Source organism: Chitinophaga barathri (assembly GCF_003807585.1).
GTDB classification, from domain to species: domain Bacteria; phylum Bacteroidota; class Bacteroidia; order Chitinophagales; family Chitinophagaceae; genus Chitinophaga; species Chitinophaga barathri.
Genome location: NZ_RMBX01000014.1, coordinates 250,740 through 268,400, shown reverse-complemented (window position 1 = coordinate 268,400; position 17,661 = coordinate 250,740). Strand labels below are relative to the sequence as shown.

General features: G+C 53.4%; 14 protein-coding genes. 9 read left to right on the top strand and 5 right to left on the bottom strand.

Going from position 1 to position 17,661, the window contains the following annotated elements; genetic code table 11:
• Positions 1 to 183: 183 nt before the first annotated feature.
• Positions 184 to 1,134 carry a class A beta-lactamase gene (gene bla / locus EG028_RS23845; protein ID WP_120518657.1) on the bottom strand — a complete coding sequence of 317 codons (951 nt, stop codon included), beginning with the start codon at positions 1,132 to 1,134 and terminating at the stop codon, positions 184 to 186.
• Between the two features lie 121 nt (positions 1,135 to 1,255).
• Between bla and EG028_RS23840 the strand changes: the two genes are divergently transcribed.
• Positions 1,256 to 2,176, top strand: a complete 921-nt coding sequence (locus tag EG028_RS23840) for a S1C family serine protease (protein ID WP_120518658.1) — start codon at positions 1,256 to 1,258, stop codon at positions 2,174 to 2,176.
• Between the two features lie 47 nt (positions 2,177 to 2,223).
• Here the strand turns inward: EG028_RS23840 and EG028_RS23835 are convergent, their stop codons facing one another.
• The 3 genes from EG028_RS23835 to EG028_RS23825 all read right to left on the bottom strand — a co-directional run bounded on the left by EG028_RS23835 (position 2,224) and on the right by EG028_RS23825 (position 6,631).
• Positions 2,224 to 2,742 (bottom strand): hypothetical protein, encoded by a 519-nt coding sequence (locus EG028_RS23835; RefSeq protein WP_123864779.1) that lies wholly within the window; start codon positions 2,740 to 2,742, stop codon positions 2,224 to 2,226.
• 21 nt (positions 2,743 to 2,763) lie between these two features.
• On the bottom strand, positions 2,764 to 4,821 hold the full coding sequence (locus EG028_RS23830) for an OPT family oligopeptide transporter (protein ID WP_120518660.1): 2,058 nt from the start codon (positions 4,819 to 4,821) through the stop codon (positions 2,764 to 2,766).
• Positions 4,822 to 4,927: 106 nt separating this feature from the next.
• A complete protein-coding gene (locus tag EG028_RS23825; protein WP_120518661.1) occupies positions 4,928 to 6,631 on the bottom strand; it encodes a peptide MFS transporter in 1,704 nt (567 codons plus the stop codon).
• Positions 6,632 to 6,828: 197 nt separating this feature from the next.
• Here EG028_RS23825 and purD point away from each other — a divergent pair, with 197 nt between their 5' ends.
• The 8 genes from purD (at position 6,829) to EG028_RS23785 (ending at position 16,996) form a co-directional block, all read left to right on the top strand.
• A complete protein-coding gene (gene purD / locus EG028_RS23820) occupies positions 6,829 to 8,109 on the top strand; it encodes a phosphoribosylamine--glycine ligase (protein WP_120518662.1) in 1,281 nt (426 codons plus the stop codon).
• A 153-nt stretch (positions 8,110 to 8,262) separates the two neighbouring features.
• On the top strand, positions 8,263 to 9,285 hold the full coding sequence (locus EG028_RS23815) for a rod shape-determining protein (RefSeq protein WP_120518663.1): 1,023 nt from the start codon (positions 8,263 to 8,265) through the stop codon (positions 9,283 to 9,285).
• Between the two features lie 67 nt (positions 9,286 to 9,352).
• Positions 9,353 to 10,258, top strand: coding sequence for a rod shape-determining protein MreC (mreC, locus tag EG028_RS23810; RefSeq protein ID WP_162946608.1), 906 nt, complete (start codon positions 9,353 to 9,355; stop codon positions 10,256 to 10,258).
• A complete protein-coding gene (locus EG028_RS23805) occupies positions 10,255 to 10,764 on the top strand; it encodes a rod shape-determining protein MreD (protein WP_120518665.1) in 510 nt (169 codons plus the stop codon). Before mreC ends, EG028_RS23805 begins: the two co-directional genes overlap by 4 nt.
• 34 nt (positions 10,765 to 10,798) lie before the next feature.
• On the top strand, positions 10,799 to 12,766 hold the full coding sequence (gene mrdA, locus EG028_RS23800; protein ID WP_120518666.1) for a penicillin-binding protein 2: 1,968 nt from the start codon (positions 10,799 to 10,801) through the stop codon (positions 12,764 to 12,766).
• A gap of 5 nt (positions 12,767 to 12,771) precedes the next feature.
• The gene (gene rodA / locus EG028_RS23795) at positions 12,772 to 14,058 is read left to right on the top strand and encodes a rod shape-determining protein RodA (protein WP_120518667.1); all 1,287 of its coding nucleotides are present in this window, start codon (positions 12,772 to 12,774) and stop codon (positions 14,056 to 14,058) included.
• A 41-nt stretch (positions 14,059 to 14,099) separates the two neighbouring features.
• Complete coding sequence (mrdA, locus tag EG028_RS23790) at positions 14,100 to 16,064, top strand: penicillin-binding protein 2 (RefSeq protein ID WP_120518668.1); 1,965 nt, start codon at positions 14,100 to 14,102, stop codon at positions 16,062 to 16,064.
• A gap of 185 nt (positions 16,065 to 16,249) precedes the next feature.
• Positions 16,250 to 16,996 carry an MBL fold metallo-hydrolase gene (locus EG028_RS23785; protein ID WP_241559202.1) on the top strand — a complete coding sequence of 249 codons (747 nt, stop codon included), beginning with the start codon at positions 16,250 to 16,252 and terminating at the stop codon, positions 16,994 to 16,996.
• 170 nt (positions 16,997 to 17,166) lie between these two features.
• Here EG028_RS23785 and EG028_RS23780 read toward each other — a convergent pair whose 3' ends face one another.
• On the bottom strand, positions 17,167 to 17,658 hold the full coding sequence (locus EG028_RS23780; protein ID WP_123864778.1) for a hypothetical protein: 492 nt from the start codon (positions 17,656 to 17,658) through the stop codon (positions 17,167 to 17,169).
• Positions 17,659 to 17,661: the final 3 nt, after the last annotated feature.

The window sequence follows — 17,661 nt, the reverse complement described above, 5'->3', positions numbered from 1 at the left end:
CAAAAGACGCTTTTCAATGGAAGTAAGGGATTTGGCCATTGCCTTAATTGTACTACAATGCGGGGGAAATCCTGATATATTCTTCAAAACATAAAAATGGTCGGAATTTCTTCCGACCATGACTGGCAGTATGCCGGCTTTTTTATGAATATCAGGGGAAAGATATTTGCCCGATATAAGATATTAATTTCCAGTACTTAAAGCATGATCATACGCCGCTTTGGTAATCTGGGCGATCACCTTTTCGCGGGTAGCCTCATCTGCATGGGAAAGCGATACGAATACCGCAATCGCCAGCTTCTGCCCGCTCGGGAGCACAATAATGCCCACATCGTTCGTTGCGGCAGCCAGGCCGTCGGGATTCACGCCGGAGGTACCGGTTTTGTGCGCCACCTGCAATTCCTTTGGCAGCAGACCGCGGATGCGGCCGGGGCCTGTGGTGGTCTCGAACATGATCTTCAGGAGGAAATCATTGCTGGCTTTGGAAAGGGCGGTGCCTTTGTCCAGGATGTCCAGCAGCTGGGTGTAAGCGGAAGGCTGGCACCAGTTGGTGAACTGAACGTCCCAGGCCTTGCCCATTTTGATTTCGCTGGCTACAATGGCGATATTGTTCACACCAAGGCCGTGAATAAAGTCATTTGCCACAGGTTCGCCGCCTATAAGTTCCAGCAGCACGTCACAGGCCACGTTGTCGCTGAGGGACACCATATAGCTGAGCATCGTGGCGATGGTGGGCTTGCCGGCTGCTTTTACTTTTGCGAGGGAATCGCGGAGCGGGCTGTGGTATTTGGTGGCCATCCAGTTTTTACCGATGGGTACTTCCTGGTCCAGCTTCAGCTTGCCTTCATCCACCTGTTTCAGCACCGCCATGGCGATGGGGAACTTGAAGGTGCTTTGCATGGGGAAATGAGCGGTGTCGTTGAGGGTGAGCGTGTCCCGGCTGCCCAGGTGGAGGATGGCCACGCCTACCTTACCATCCGTTTGGGTGACAATACTGTCGATGGTTTTACGGAGAGAGGCATTTTTGTCGGTGGCGGTTTGCGTACTGTCTGCGGTCTGCTGGTTCCGGGCCGTGGGTGAGGAGCAGGCGGCCAGGGCCAGGCATGCTGCTGCGGCTAAACATATTACTTTCATGGAGTGTGTTGGATTAAGGATTCAATTTAGGGCTTATCCGGTAACCATTTTTGTGCCAATTTGGCAAGTTTTTCATGTGGCTTGTTTTTGGTAACACCCTACGGATAAAGAAGGAGGTTTTATGGATGCTTATTCCCAGATCATCCATCACGCGGTGGAAGCCGCAGGCAGGTCAGTCGTAAAAATAGAGCGGCTGGATGCCAACAGGAACGTAACCGGCACTGGCTCGGGATTTTTCTTCTCGTCAGACGGTTACCTTTTCACCAACTCCCATGTGGTGCACAAAGGGAGTTATTTCAACGTGATGTTACACGACGGCAGCGTTTACCCTGCAACTCTTACGGGTGAGGACCCCGATACGGATATTGCCATTCTGAAGTCGAGCGCATATGATTTTCAGCCTGCCCTGCTGGGCCACGCGGAAGATCTGCAGATCGGCCAGCTGGTGATAGCGATCGGCAACCCGATGGGATTTCAGCATACCGTTACCGCCGGCGTGGTGAGCGCCCTGGGGCGTTCGCTGCGCAGCGAAACAGGCCGGCAGATAGACGGCCTTATCCAGACAGACGCGGCGCTGAACCCGGGTAATTCCGGCGGCCCGCTGATCGATTACAAAGGAGAAGTGGTGGGTGTGAACACTGCCATGATCCGTGGCGCGCAGGGGCTTTGTTTTGCCATCAGCATCGATACGGCAAGGATGATAGCGGCGGACCTGATGAAAAACGGCAGGGTAAGCCGCGCTTACCTGGGCCTGAGCCTTCAGCAGATCACGCTGGTACCCAAGCTGAGAAGCGGGCTGGAGCTGAAGAACAAAAGCGCGCTGTTTGTAACCGGTGTGGAGTCTAACAGCCCGGCGGGCAAAGCGGGCATTACAGACGGTGATATCGTCGTGTCTTTTAATGACGCGCCGGTGGAAACCTCGGATGCGCTTTTCCGGCAGCTGGACCGTGACAAGATCGGGCAATTCCAGTTTATCAGGGTCATCCGGCAAAACAGGCTGGTGGAGCTGAGGATCACCCCGGTGGAGAAGATCGCGGTGTAAATGCACTGAAAAATAAAGGAGGCAACGTCGTTGCCTCCTTTATTTTTTTATGGTGCCTGCTGATATTTCATCTTAAAATAACCGTCGGTGATGATCCTGACGGAACCATCGTCCATACTCACCAGGGCGCCCGAGAAGCTCGCGCTGATCACCGAATCTTTCATATCCAGTACCTGCACGGCCAGGTTGCCGTAATCCTCGTCGGCGGTAAGCAGCTCAAAGTCCGGGTGCATCTCCATGGCGATCAGGTTGCCGGGGATGGAGTTCGTATACAGGCCGGGCGCAAGCGTAGGGCCGGGAGCCGCCAGGCGGATGTTGATCACATCGCGGGTGTAAGTGTACCCGGTGATGAGTATTTGGGCCTGGTCGTTGTCAGGGTCGGCATCTGTGATATTGCCGGGCGTGTAATACGCGCGGTTGGACTGTTCGGAAAGGGCTACTTTCCCGTCCATTTTAAAAGAAATGAATCTGCGTTTGGGCTCCACTTCTTCCAGATCCTTACCCTTACAGGCCGCCAGCATGGTAATGGCGGTCATAATGGCTAAAAAGGAGCTTTTTGAGGGCATAGGTATTATAATTTAAAAAGTTTACAGCTTATCCATGGATTCCTGCTTCTGCCGTCCGATACGGTAAAGCGTATATCCCATTACAGCAAAGAACAGCACGCCGAGCACCTGGTAACCGCCGCCGCCGAGGATTGCCGAAAGGCCATGTTCCAGGTTTATGTTGGAAAGCCCGGCAGCCACGCCTTCGTTCACAGACAGTACGGCTACGATCACGCCGGCTACCGCTCCGCCCGCCACGAGGCCCGTTGCAAAGAGGTTGCCTTTGCCCAGTTCTTCTTCTTCCGCGGTCAGTTTCACACCGGAACGTTTTTGTTTCCACTCTACCAGACCACGTATCACACCGCCGATAAAGATAGGCAATGTAGTGGAAAGGGGAAGGTATGCACCTACCGCAAATGATAAAGATTTAACACCGCAAAGCTCCAGCGTGATGGCGATAAATACGCCCACCAGCACAAACTGCCAGTCCAGGTTAAAGGAGAGGATGCCTTTGATGAGGGTGGCCATGAGCGTGCCCTGCGGCGCGGGATATGCTTCCGTGCCGATGGCGTGCGTAATGCCTTTGGCGGCCATTGCGGCGGTAGGCGTATCAAGGATATGCACCGTCCAGCCGATTACCAGGGAGGATACGATGGCGCCCGCGAACAGCGCGATCTGCTGGTTGCGCGGCGTGGCGCCCACGATGTAACCGGATTTGAGATCCTGCGAGGTGGCACCCGCGTTGGCCGCCGCAATACAGATCATGCCGCCTACCACCAGGGCCATGGGCTCATAGGTCTTGCCCGTCCAGCCGATGGCGATAAAGATCAGGCAGGTGCCCATGATCGTGGCGATGGTCATACCGGAGATCGGGTTGTTGCTGCTGCCGATGAGGCCTACGATGCGGCTGCTCACGGTCACGAAAAACGCGCCGAAGATTACTACCAGCAGGCCGATCAGCAATTTGTTCGGGATGGAGCCGCCCGGCAGCTGCGGGAGGAACGCCATCAGCAGTACCAGCACGATGCTGCCGATGATCACGAATTTGAAAGAAATATCTTTTTCAGTCCTGGGTACAGCGGTGTTGTCGCCTTTTTCTTTCAGCGAGCCCATGCTGTCCTTGAAGGACGAAATAATGGTCGGAATGGTTTTGAGCAGGGTGATAAAACCACCTGCCGCTACAGCTCCTGCGCCGATCTGTTTCACATAGGCCTGGTAAATGGCCGCGGAATAATCGGTGAAAGTGCGGGTAACAGGGTCCCAGGTGCCGCTGCCGCCTTTGGTGTCAAGGTTGGCTAGGAGGCCGAGCTTCACCAGTTGTGTGGCGATCACTTCGCCGGGAATGAGGGATGCGAGTAAAGGAATAAGGCAAAGCCAGGCCAGAACGCCGCCCGCCACCAGCACACCGGCTATTTTAGGGCCGATGATGTAACCCACGCCCAGGTATTCCGGTGTGATCTCGCCGCTCAGTTTGGCGGAAGGGAATATTTTGTTCGCCTGCCGGGTCATAAAGGTGGGCACTTCGGCAATGACGTGAAACACCTTTTGCAGCATGGCGTAAGCCAGCGCGAAGCCGAGGCCGAGGAAGGCTGTTTTGGCAAATTCGCCGCCCTTCTCACCGGCTTTCAGCACGGAGCCGCAGGCCGTTCCTTCAGGGTAAGGAAGCGTATCGTGCTCCTTTACGATCAGCGAACGCCGCAGGGGTATCATCATCAAAGTACCGAGAATACCGCCAAATACGGCCAGTATCAGGATGGTCATGTAATCAAAAAAGGATTCTCCCTGGCTGCCCGCGGACAGGAACAGGAAGCCCGGCAGGGTGAATACCACCCCCGCGGCGATGGATTCACCGGCGGAGCCGGTCGTCTGGATAATGTTATTTTCCAGGATGGTGGTCTTGAAAAACTTCCGCCCCAGCGTGATCGCGATCACGGCGATGGGAATGGAGGCGGAAACGGTCAAACCCGCCTTCAGGGCCAGGTATACGGTAGCTGCGCCAAAGATGACACCGGCAAGGCATCCCAGCAGGATGGACTTGAGGGTCAGCTCTTTCATTTTCACTTCCGGCGCTACAAAAGGCTTGAATTTGGTTTCAGACATAAGGAGGTATTGTAGTTGGGTAGACTAAATATAGTATTTTTTTATGGTACGTAAATAAAAAGCATGCAGGCTGGGAAGGCGCTGCATGCTCTCGAATAAGTTGGTATTACTGGGCATTCATCATCTTCTGGAGCTGTTTGGTAAGGCCAAACAGGATCAGGGAGGCTACGCCGGCCATTACTACGAACAGCATAAAAAATTCATAGTTGTTGTTCATACTGTAACCTAAGAATTTGGTGGTTTTGCCATCCGGATAAAGGGCGCTCAGCTCGCCTGCCAGCTTATTGGCAATGGCATTTGCCAGGAACCATACGGCCATGAGCAGGGAAGCGAATTTGACAGGGGCCAGTTTATTCACCAGGGCAAGACCAATCGGGGAGAGGCAAAGCTCGCCCCAGGTATGCAGGGCATACATGCCGATCAGGTACATCATGGTCACTTTGATGCCGGGTGCTACATCCCTCACGCCAAAGGCGATCACCAGGTAACCCACCGCGAGCATCATAAGACCGATGGCCATTTTGGTGGGGGAGGACGGTTCGTATCTGCCCAGTTTCAGCCACAGAGCGGCAAATACAGGTGCAAATACCACTACGAAAATGGAATTGAGCGACTGGAAAGTACTGGCTGGTACTTCACCGAGGAAGATGGAGCTTTGGCCCTTTACAAGGAAACCAATGTTCACGTACAGGAGATAAACCACACAAGCCGTCAGCAAGGTGTAAATGATAACACGGACACCGCGGGGATCGGTTTGCAGGTTTTCCCGCGCACCGGCATAAGCCTTATACAGGAGATAAAGCAAAACGGCTGATATGACGGAAACCAGCCATACCGGTATATTCCAGTTCAGCACACGGTTCGTCTGCTCATCCGCGAAGAAGGTAAGTGAAGCGCCCGCCTGCTCAAACGCGGACCAGAAGAAGATCACGAAAAAGGACACGATGAAGATCACCATGACTTTTTTCTTTTCAACCCTGGAGAGGCTTTTGTCAGAAAACACGAGATATATGATCACGGCTAAAGCCAGTATGAGCAGGTAAGTGATGAAGGGAAACACCTTCGCATCCACATACAGCATGCCGATCATAGCGGCGGACATAATAAAGAGCCCGATGTACACCAGTATGGCATTGCCTTGTTTGGCGCCTTCAGGCGGGGTGCCCAGGGGCGTGCCGTCCGGCCTGCGGATGTAGTGGTCTTTCAGCCAGCGGAACACGATCACGCTCAGCAGCATGGCGATGCCCGCAGCGAGGAACGACCATTTGAAGTCCGCCGGGTTACCCGTATCGCCTACGGCGCCGCAGATAGCGGGGCCTAAAGCACCGCCCACGTTGATGCCCATGTAGAAGATGGTGTAAGCCGCGTCTATCCTCCGGTCCTTGTCAGGGTAGAGCTGGCCTACCATGGAAGAGATATTGGGCTTGAAAAAACCGTTGCCGGTGATCATGAAGCCCAGGCCGGAAAAGAACAGGAAAGTAGAGAGTTGCTGGGAAGTGTTATATAAGGATGCGCAGCCGAACAGCAGGAATTCCCCGAATGCCATCAGCAGGCCGCCGATGATAATGGACCGCCTGTTTCCCCAGTACCGGTCCGCTACAAATCCCCCGATGAGGGGAGTAAGGTATACGAGGCTGGTATAGCTGCCGTAAAGGCTGGAGGCAAATGCCTTGTCGAAAGCGAGGGCTTTGGTAAGGAATAGTACGAGGATGGCCCTCATACCGTAATAGTTAAAACGTTCCCACATTTCAGTGGCAAACAAGACATAGAGCCCTTTCGGGTGGCTCGCCTGGGCAGCCCGTTGATTCATAAATGGTCAGTTTAGATTTGCTGTTTTCTTGACGATAATACAGTTGCGCTATAAAAATAAGGCTGAAAGATAAATAAAATCAGGTATCCGCATTCAAAAACCGGTTTTTTTGACCGTACTTTGCAAAAATTTTCCGCGGGTACTACAACGCGTTCTACACCGGAGATTCCCCTCATTTTATTACGTTTCAATCCATTATGAACATTTTACTGTTAGGTAGCGGCGGCCGGGAACATGCCCTGGCCTGGAAAATGACACAAAGCCCGGCTTGCACGAAGCTCTTTATTGCCCCCGGCAATGCAGGCACCGCGCAGCACGGGACCAATGTGAACATTGGTGTGAGCGATTTTGCGGCCATCCGCGACTTCTGCCTCGACAATGAGATTACTATGGTGGTGCCCGGCTCAGAAGAGCCGCTGGTGAACGGCATTTACGATTATTTTAAGCAGGACGAAACCCTGCGGCACATTCCCGTGATAGGCCCTTCCACCGAAGGCGCCAAACTGGAAGGCAGCAAGGCTTTCGCCAAGGAGTTCATGCTCCGGCACAACATACCCACCGCGGCTTACCGTGAGTTCAGCGCCGATAACTTCGAAGAAGGCGTGGCTTATCTGCGCCAGCATTCCCAGCCCATCGTGCTGAAGGCCGATGGCCTCGCTGCAGGCAAAGGCGTGGTGATCACCTCCGATCATGAAGAAGCGGTGAAGGAATTTGAAGAGATGATCAAGTCCGCCAAGTTTGGCGACGCGGGCCGGAAAGTGGTGATAGAACAGTTCCTCACGGGCATCGAATGCTCCGTGTTCGTGCTCACCGACGGTAAAAACTACCAGCTGCTGCCGGTGGCAAAAGATTACAAACGAATTGGCGAAGGCGATACCGGCCTCAATACCGGCGGTATGGGTGCCGTATCCCCCGTTCCGTTCGCGAACCAGCCGTTTATGGCGCAGGTGGAGGAACAGATCATCCGCCCTACGGTGGAGGGTCTTGCCGCGGAGAACATCATTTACCAGGGTTTTATTTTCTTCGGCCTCATCAGCGTGGATGGCGCCCCTCACGTGATAGAATACAATTGCCGCATGGGCGATCCGGAAACGGAAGTGGTGATGCCGCGCCTGCAGAACGATCTGCTGGAGCTGTTTGCCGCCGTACCGGGCCAGCAGCTGGATAAACTCCAGGTGTACGAAGACCCGAGAGCGGCCACTACCGTGATGCTGGTAAGCGGCGGTTATCCCGAAGCCTACGAGAAAGGCATGGAGATCACGGGCATCCCGGAGCCGGCGAAAGACCAGCTGGTGTTTCATGCGGGCACGAAAGCCGATGGGGACAAGGTGCTTACGAACGGCGGCAGAGTGCTGGCTATCACATCTTTGGCAAGCGATTTGCAGGTAGCGCTTGCTCACTCAAAGCAGACAGCAGAGCGCATATCGTTCGGGGGCAAGTACTACAGGCGGGACATTGGCTACGAGTTTGTCAGTTAACAGACTTCGTACAGGGCTCAGGGAGAGCGAAAATATGCATAAAGCATTTCTTTCATTTATTTCTGTATATCTGTTGAATAATCCAATAATTGTCTCGTATATTCGTTAGAATTATTCATTTTTGCATTCAAATATTTTTGACCGTATCAAACAATGGGCTTCTTTAACTTTTTAACTCAGGAGATTGCAATAGACCTTGGAACCGCGAATACACTGATCATTCACAATGATTCCGTGGTGGTGGACGAACCTTCCATTGTGGCTATAGAACGCGCCAGTGGCAAGATCGTTGCCGTGGGCAAAAAGGCGATGATGATGCACGAGAAAACGCATGAATACCTGCGTACCATCCGTCCCCTGAAGGACGGTGTGATCGCGGATTTCAATGCTGCAGAGGGTATGCTCCGGGAGCTTATCAAAATGGTGTATCCGAAGAAGCCTTTATTTGCACCCAGCTGGAAAATGGTGATCTGTATCCCTTCCAGCATCACGGAAGTGGAAAAACGCGCCGTACGCGACTCTGCCGAACAGGCGGGCGCCAAGGAAGTATATCTCATTCACGAACCAATGGCAGCCGCCCTTGGTATTGGCATAGACGTAGAGGAACCGGTGGGTAACATGATCATCGATATCGGAGGTGGTACCACCGGTATTTCCGTGATCGCCCTGGCCGGTATTGTGTGCGACCAGAGTATCCGCATCGCCGGAGACGAATTTACAGCAGACATCATGGAAGCACTCCGCCGCTACCATTCCCTGCTGATCGGTGAAAGGACCGCCGAACAGATCAAGATCGGCATCGGTTCCGCTCTGAAAGAGCTGGATAATCCGCCGGACGACATCCCCGTAAACGGCCGTGACCTTGTAACCGGCATCCCCAAACAAATCATGGTATCGTACCAGGAAATAGCCGAAGCACTCGACAAATCCATCTTCAAGATCGAAGAAGCCATCCTGAAAGCGCTGGAAACAACCCCTCCGGAACTAGCAGCGGACATCTACCGCCGCGGTCTTTATCTTACCGGTGGCGGCGCCCTGCTGCGCGGCCTGGACAAAAGGCTCAGCCAGAAGATCAAGCTGCCCGTGCACGTTGCGGACGATCCGCTGCGCGCCGTGGTAAGAGGCACCGGCATTGCCCTGAAACACATCGGCAAATATCCTTTCCTGATGCAATAAAATCATTTACACCCCGGTTTGTACCAGCACGCCGGGGTGCAATCCGGAATCCTTAGACTCGTATCCAGTGCGCAATCTGATCATTTTCTTAAGGCGGTATTTCAACTTCTTTCTGTTTCTGCTGCTGGAAGTGATCTGCTTTATTTTCGTATTCAGGACGAACAATCACCAGCGTGCGGTATACCTCAACTCCGCCAACGGCGTAAGCGGCAAACTCTACACGCAATACAACGACGTTCAGTATTACTTCCATCTTAAAGCCACGAACGACAGCCTGGTACGGGAAAACATGCGCCTGCACAACGAACTGTCCACCAGCTTCGATATCAGGGATACTTCCGCGAACGTTATACACGACACCCTCCGCAAATACAGCAACGACACGGCCCGCAAACTGCTGAGCACCGAAGTGCGCAAGTTCCTTTACCGCGAAGCCAAAGTGATCAACAACTCTGTGAACCAGGAGATCAATACCATCACCATCCGCCGCGGCAGCAAAGACGGCGTACGCCCGAACATGGGCGTGGTAGGGCCGAACGGCGTGGTGGGCGTAGTGCGCAGCGTAAGCGAGAACTATGCCGTGGTGATCTCGCTGCTGTACAAAAGCCGCGGCACCGGCAACGCGTCGAACTTCGGCGTGAGCGCCCGCCTGCGCAACTCCGGCGAAACCGGCACCGTAGGCTGGGATGGTATGAACGCCGGGTATATCCTGATGAAGGATATTCCCCGCAGCGCCAAACTGCACAGAGGCGATACGGTCGTAACCAGCGGTTACTCCGCCGTATTCCCCGAAAACCTGCCGGTGGGTTATATAGACACGTTCTATACTTCCGACAAATCCAGCACGGCCTACACCATCCGCCTTAAACTCGCTACCAACTTTTACAACCTGCAATATGTGTATGTGATCGAAAACCTGCTGCGCGATGAGCAGACCAGGCTGGAAGATTCAACACGCAACCTGATAAAATGAGCGTACTGTTAAAAAATATCATCCGGTTTATTTTATTGATCCTGTTCCAGGTATTGGTGCTGGACCAGATCCTCATTCACCAGTTGATAAACCCTTACCTATACATGCTCTTCATCCTGCTGCTGCCCTTCAACCTCCCGCGCCCCGCGCTGCAGCTGCTGGGATTCCTGCTGGGCCTTACCCTGGATATGTTCACAGACACCATGGGCCTGCACGCCGCCGCCTGTGTATTTATCGCTTACCTGCGCCCGTTCATCCTCAACATCCTTTCGCCACAGGGCGGTTTTGAAGGAACACAGCGTACGCCTTCCGTGACAAGCATGGGCACTTCCCAGTTTGCCATCTATGTATCAGTGCTCGTGCTGTTACACCACATTGTTTATTTTTGTTTGTCTGTTTTTAGTTTTTCCGATCCCTTATACCTGTTGATGAAAATATTGCTGAGCACAGCAACCAGCCTGTTCCTCATTTTGATCTATGAGCTGTTGTTTTTCAGCAGGAAGTAATACGGAGCATAAATTTTTTTAACAAGGTACCTGCATGTCTGTTTTTAATCAGCCCAGAAAAAGAGTGATCCAAATGATCTTCCTCGGCATGGTGGCCCTCATCGTGGTGAGACTTTTCTTTTTGCAGGTAGTGGAAACCAAATATTCCAAACTCGCGGATGCCAACGCGCATTTACGCAAGGTGATATATCCCAGCAGGGGCATTATCTACGACCGTAAAGGCCGCAGCGTGATGCGCAACGAAGCCCTCTACGACCTGATGGTCACTCCGCGCAGCGTAAAAAATATTGATACCGCCTATCTCTGCGAGGTACTCTCCATCACCCACGAAGAATTCATCAAACGCATTGCAAATGCCCGTATGAAGGAAGGGCCGGTGCGCCCCTCCGTATTTGCCAGCCTGCTCACTCCCGAAGTATACGGCAAACTCCAGGAAAGCATGTATATGTTCCAGCCCGGCTTCGAACTGGTGCTGCGGCCTGTGCGCAACTACACTTACGGCGCAGGCGCCAACGTTCTCGGCTATATCAGCGAGATCACGCCCGGCATGCTCAATGATACTTCCGGCAAATACAGCGCATACCAGCAGGGTGACTACCTGGGCATGACGGGGCTGGAGCGCACGTATGAGAACATTCTCATGGGCCAGCGCGGCATTCAATACCTGGTAAAAGATAACCTGAACAGGCCGCAGGGCCCGCTGGAAAACGGCGACTTTGACACGGCCGCCGTTGCCGGTAAAAACCTGCGCCTCGCGCTGGATATAGACCTGCAGGTACTCGGCGAAGCCATGATGAAAGGAAAAGTAGGCTCCATCGTCGCCATAGACCCGCAAACCGGCGGCATCCTCGCCATGGTGAGCGGCCCCGTCTTCGACCCGAACCTGCTTTCCGGTTCCTACCGCTCGCAGAACTATAACAAACTTTACCTCGATACCACCAAACCTTTCTTTAACCGCGCGGTACAGGCGGCTTACCCGCCAGGGTCCACCTTTAAGCCCATTACCGGGCTTGTAGCCCTGGACGAAGGTGTCATCTCCCCGGACTTCGGTTTCCCCTGCCATGGCGGTTACGGCCTTTGCGGCCGCTTCATCCGCTGTACGCACAGCAACCCCGGCCACGCGGCGAACATGCGCATCGCGATGGCTAATTCCTGCAACTCCTATTTTATGCACCTTTACCGGCTGTCTGTAGATAACCGCAAATGGGGCGGCGTGGTGAACGGGCAGGTGCAATGGACCAATTACCTGAACCTGATGGGTCTGGGCCGCAGGCTGGGCATCGATATACCCGGCGAAGTGCGCGGCGTGGTGCCGGACACGGCGAGGATGAACTACGTATACCGCGGCTCATGGAACTCCTGCTCCGAAGTATACGTGGGCATGGGCCAGGGCCAGCTGATCCTTACCCCGCTGCAAATGGCCAATGCCATGTGTATCATTGCGAACAGGGGATACTATTATATCCCGCATTTTGTGCAATCCATAGACAATGACAAGTCCGATCTCCTGAAAAAATATAAACAGAAAGTATCCGTTGCCGAACACATTTCCGATGAAGCCTTCAGCACGATCATACTGGGAATGGAGGATGTGGTGACGAAAGGTACGGCCCGCGGCGCCCAGATAGAGGGTATCGCGGTGTGTGGTAAAACAGGTACGGCGGAAAATAAAGCAAGAATAGACGGGAAGGTGGTGCAGCTGAAAGACCACTCGCTGTTCGTAGGTTTCGCCCCGAGGGACAATCCTAAGATCGCCATCGCGGTGATCGTGGAAAACGCGGGTTTTGGCGCCACCTATGCAGTGCCCATCGGCAGCGCGCTGATGGAGAAATACCTGACGGATACCATTTCCACCAAACGGCTACCCATTATCCAGAGGATGATGGAAACCGCCACCATGTCCACCGAAATGCGCGCCCGGTCGAAAGTGGATTCGCTCAACAGCGTTTTTGCCGCTTCGGTTGAACGCGACGCCTTGTTAAAAAGAATTCTTTCAAAATAGTCACAATGAACCGCCCACAAGCGAAACTTACAGCAGGCATCGACTGGCCCATCTTCGGGATGTACCTCGCACTGGTATTTATCGGCTTTCTCGCCATATTTGCCGCGGAGTACCGCGAAGGGGACCATGTGATACAGAACCTTCTTTCCCAGAACAAAAACTGGGCGAGGCAGGTGTTGTGGTTCGGCGTGTCCATGGTACTGGCGTTGGGCATCTGGCTCACGGACAGCAAGTTCTTTACCGCCACGGCAAACCTGCTGTATGCTTTTGGTATCCTGCTGCTGCTGGTGGTACTGGCCATCGGCACGGGTGTAAAAGGCTCCAACTCCTGGCTGGAGCTGGGCGGCTTCCGTTTTCAGCCCGCGGAGTTCACCAAACTATGTACAAACCTGGCGCTGGCGAAGTACCTGTCCAGTATGGAAACGGACTTTACCAAAATGCGCAGCCGCCTCATCGCGTGTGCCATGGTACTGATCCCTTTCGGCCTCATCATCCTGCAGGATGAAACGGGGCTGGCGTTGGTGTACCTCTGCTTTTTCCTCGTAATGTTCCGTGAAGGCCTGCCCGGCATTTTACTGGTGATCGCGTTTTCCGCCATCATCCTGGTATTGTCCGCGCTGCTGGTGGATAAATATGTGCTCCTGTATGTCTTTACCGGTATTGCGGCTTTGGTAGTGTATTTTATGCGGCGCGAGATCAGGCGGAAACGGTCGAAGCTGATGATGATCATCGGCGTATGGGCTTTCTGCTCCGCGTTTGTGATGTTCATCGTGCCGTTTGCCTTTACCAAAGTGCTGAAAGACTACCAGGTACGCCGTATTGAAGTGATGCTCGGGAAAGAGAACGATCCCAAAGCTACCTACAACACCCGCCAGAGTATGATCGCCATCGGCTCCGGCGGCTTCTGGGGCAAAGGTTACCTCAAAGGCACCCAGACCCGTTTCGACTTTGTGCCGGAACAAAGTACAGACTTCATTTTCTGCACCATAGGAGAGGACTTCGGCTTCTTCGGCAGCCTCCTGTTCCTCGGTATTTACGTCGCACTGCTCTTCCGGATCATCTTTATCGCGGAACGACAGCGATCGACATTCAGCCGTGTGTATGCATACGGCGTGGCGAGTATCATCTTTTTCCACCTGGCTATCAATATCTCCATGACCATCGGCCTTGCGCCCGTGATCGGGATACCGCTGCCATTGGTGAGCTACGGCGGCTCCTCGCTGATGACCTTTACCATGCTCATTTTCATCATGCTGCGCCTCGATGCGGACCGCCAGATGGTGCTGCGTTAAGCCGAATAACTTTAGAGACACATTTTTAACCGGGAACCCGCATGTCTGTTTTTAATCAACCCAGGAAAAGAGTGATCCAGCTGATCTGCCTTAGCATGGTGACCCTCATTGTGGTCAGGCTGTTCTATTTGCAGGTAGTGGAAACGAAATATTCCAAACTGGCGGATGCCAACGCGCATCTCCGCAAAGTGATCTATCCCAGCCGCGGCATCATCTACGACCGCAAAGGCCGCAGCGTTATGCGCAATGAAGCGCTGTACGACCTGATGGTGACCCCGCGCAGTGTGAAGAACATAGACACAGGATACCTCTGCGAAGTGCTGGGGATAGACAAAGAAGAATTTATCAAACGTATTGCGAACGCGCGCATGAAAGAAGGGCCGGTGCGCCCCTCCGTATTCGCCAGCCTGCTGACGCCCGAAGTATACGGCAAACTGCAGGAAAGCATGTACATGTTCCAGCCTGGCTTCGAACTGGTGCTGAGGCCCGTACGGAGTTATCCTTACGGTGTGGGGGCAAACGTGTTCGGTTATATCAGCGAGATCACGCCGGGAATGCTGAACGACAGCTCGGGCAAATACAGCGCATACCAGCAGGGCGATTATATCGGCATGACGGGGCTGGAGCGCACGTATGAGAACATCCTGATGGGCCAGCGCGGCATTCAATACCTTGTAAAAGACAACCTGAACAGGCCGCAGGGCCCGCTGGAGAACGGTGAGTTCGACACAGCCGCCATTGCCGGCAAAAACCTGCGCCTGGCTATGGACATAGAATTGCAGCTGCTCGGTGAAAAGATGATGAAAGGGAAAGTGGGAAGCATTGTGGCGATAGACCCGCAAACCGGCGGCATCCTCGCCATGGTGAGCGGCCCCACCTTTGACCCGAACCTGCTTTCCGGCTCTTACAGGGCCAAAAACCTGGGCAGGCTGCTGACGGACACCGTGTCGCCGATGTTTAACCGCGCCATTTCCGCCTCCTATCCTCCCGGCTCCACCTTCAAACCCATCACCGGCCTCATTGCGCTGGATGAAGGAACTGTCGGGCCTGAGTTCGGTTTCGACTGCCGCGGCGGTTACGGGAATTGCGGCCGTTTCAGTAAATGCCTTCACAGCAACGTTGGCCACGCGTCTAACATGCGCAATGCACTGGCCAACTCCTGCAATGCCTATTTCATGCATCTTTACCGGCTTTGTGTAGACAATAAAAAGTGGGGGAACACCGGGGCCGGGCAGGCCAAATTCGTGAGTTATCTCAACGACATGGGCCTTGGGCGCAGGCTGGGAGTAGACATACCCAATGAAAAAAGCGGTGACGTGCCGGATACCGCGCGGATGAACAGGCGTTATTCCGGCCTGTGGAATTCCTGCTCCGAAATGTATGTGGGCATGGGCCAGGGTTTGCTGGGCCTTACGCCGCTGCAAATGGCCAACGCCATGTGCATTATCGCGAACAGGGGCTTTTATTTTGTACCGCATTTTGTGGAAAGCATAGATGACGATCATTCCGGCATGCTGAAAAAATATAAAGAAAAACACCGCGTCGCCAATATTTCAGACGATGCGTTTAGTTCAGTGGTGCTGGGCCTGGAAGACGTGGTGACGAAAGGCACCGCCAAAGGCGTGCAGATAGAAGGCGTTGCGGTGTGCGGTAAAACAGGTACCGCGGAAAACAAAGCGCGGATCAACGGCCAGACTGTACAGCTGAAGGACCACTCGCTGTTCGTCGGTTTTGCCCCGAAAGACAATCCGAAGATCGTGATAGCCGTGATCGTGGAGAACTCCGGTTTTAGTACCACTTACGCGGTGCCCATCGCCAGCATTCTCATGGAAAAATACCTGACGGACTCCATTTCCCCCAAACGCAGGCTCGCGTTGGATAAAATGATCGAAGCCAATACCATTTCCCCGGAAATGAAAGCTAAATCCAAACTCGATTCGCTGAACAGCGTGAGTTATATGGCGCTGGCCGGCGATGAGCTTTTAAGGAAGATCATCGCCAAGTAGCGTTCGTCATTGCGAGAAGCAGCGCGAGGCCTGTGGAGAGGGCGACGAAGCAATCTCCGAATATTGGGGTACATCAATTCAGTGGCGGAGATTGCTTCGTCGCCCTCCCCGCTTTGGCTCTGCTGCTTCTCGCAATGACGAGTGTATCTAAGTAAGCGCATACTCATTTTGCTTATTTTTGTACAATGGCACGAATCATACCGCTTTCGGAAGGAAGTTTTACAGTAGACGGAACCAAAAAATTCATCCCGTATGACGAACGCAAGGATTCCATGAAGGAACGCGGCTCAGGCTCATTGCTGGTGGAAATACAGCCTTTTCTCGTGATCACGGACAGGGACATCCTGCTGCTGGACACGGGCCTGGGCTTCCGCAACGCGGATGGCATCCTGCAGCTGCACCAAAATCTGATAGACAACGGGATCAACCCCATGGAAGTAACCAAAGTGCTCATGAGCCACCTGCACAAAGACCATGCGGGCGGGGTGAGCATGGAAGATATCATGACCGGCGAACGTTCGCTGAGTTTTCCCCACGCCACTTATTACGTGAGCCGCAAAGAACTGGACTATGCCATCGAAAACGACGGGAAGTCTTACCTGGCGGAAGAAGTGAACCTGCTGCCCAAACGGGACAACGTGGTGCTCACCGAAGGCAACGGCACGATAGACGGATACATTCACTACGAGCATAGCGGCGGGCACTGCCCTTATCACCAGGTGTTCCTGATAGACGACGGGGAGGATAAGGTATTTTTCGGGGGGGACGAAGCGCCGCAGATCTCTATGATGCGGAGCCGTTTTATCGCGAAATACGATTACGACGGTAAAAAGACGATGGAGCTGCGCCAGCAGTATATGGAGCGGGGCAAAGCGGAGGGCTGGACCTTCCTGTTTTACCACGATACCAAACTGCCGACCACGAAATTCTAGGTCAATACCGGTATTATTTTAACAGTCTTCAACAGGCGTTCTCCTATACCTCTCGTATACGTATCCTATACGTACCGTATAGATTGGCTATAGGGTAAAATAATATAAGAAAAGCCGGCTCAGAAGGGCCGGCTGTCATTTTTTCCTACTTATATTATTGATGATATAAATTATTTATGACGCCGCATCATGCGGTTGTCTTTTCTTTCTTTCAGCTGCCTGATCATCATCCCCCTGAATTCCCTTTCTGCGCGGTAAAGGTTGCTCACTTTGCGGGCGGGCAGCACTTTCATGAATTCCTGTTTGTACCGGGTACGGATGTCGAGCATTTTTCTTTCGTAGCCCAGTTCTTTGTCCATGGCTTCTTCGGCTACGGCGTCCGTACGGGGCACGTTTTTCAGTTCCTTGGCTTTTTTACGGCGTTCGGTGATCAGCTGATTGACTTCTTTGGAGTATTTGTTGTACACCGGCCAGAATTTCTGGGCTTCTTCCGGCGTCAGGTCCAGTTCTTTGGAGATATAAAGTATCTCCAGGGATTTGATCTTATCCTGCTTGGCGGCGGCATCTTCCTGCTGGGCGTCCTGTGCCAGCAGATCGCCTGCGGGCAGTCCGGCCATGCTCAAAAATGCCAGCACCATCCATATCAGCTTGCATCGCTTCATTCT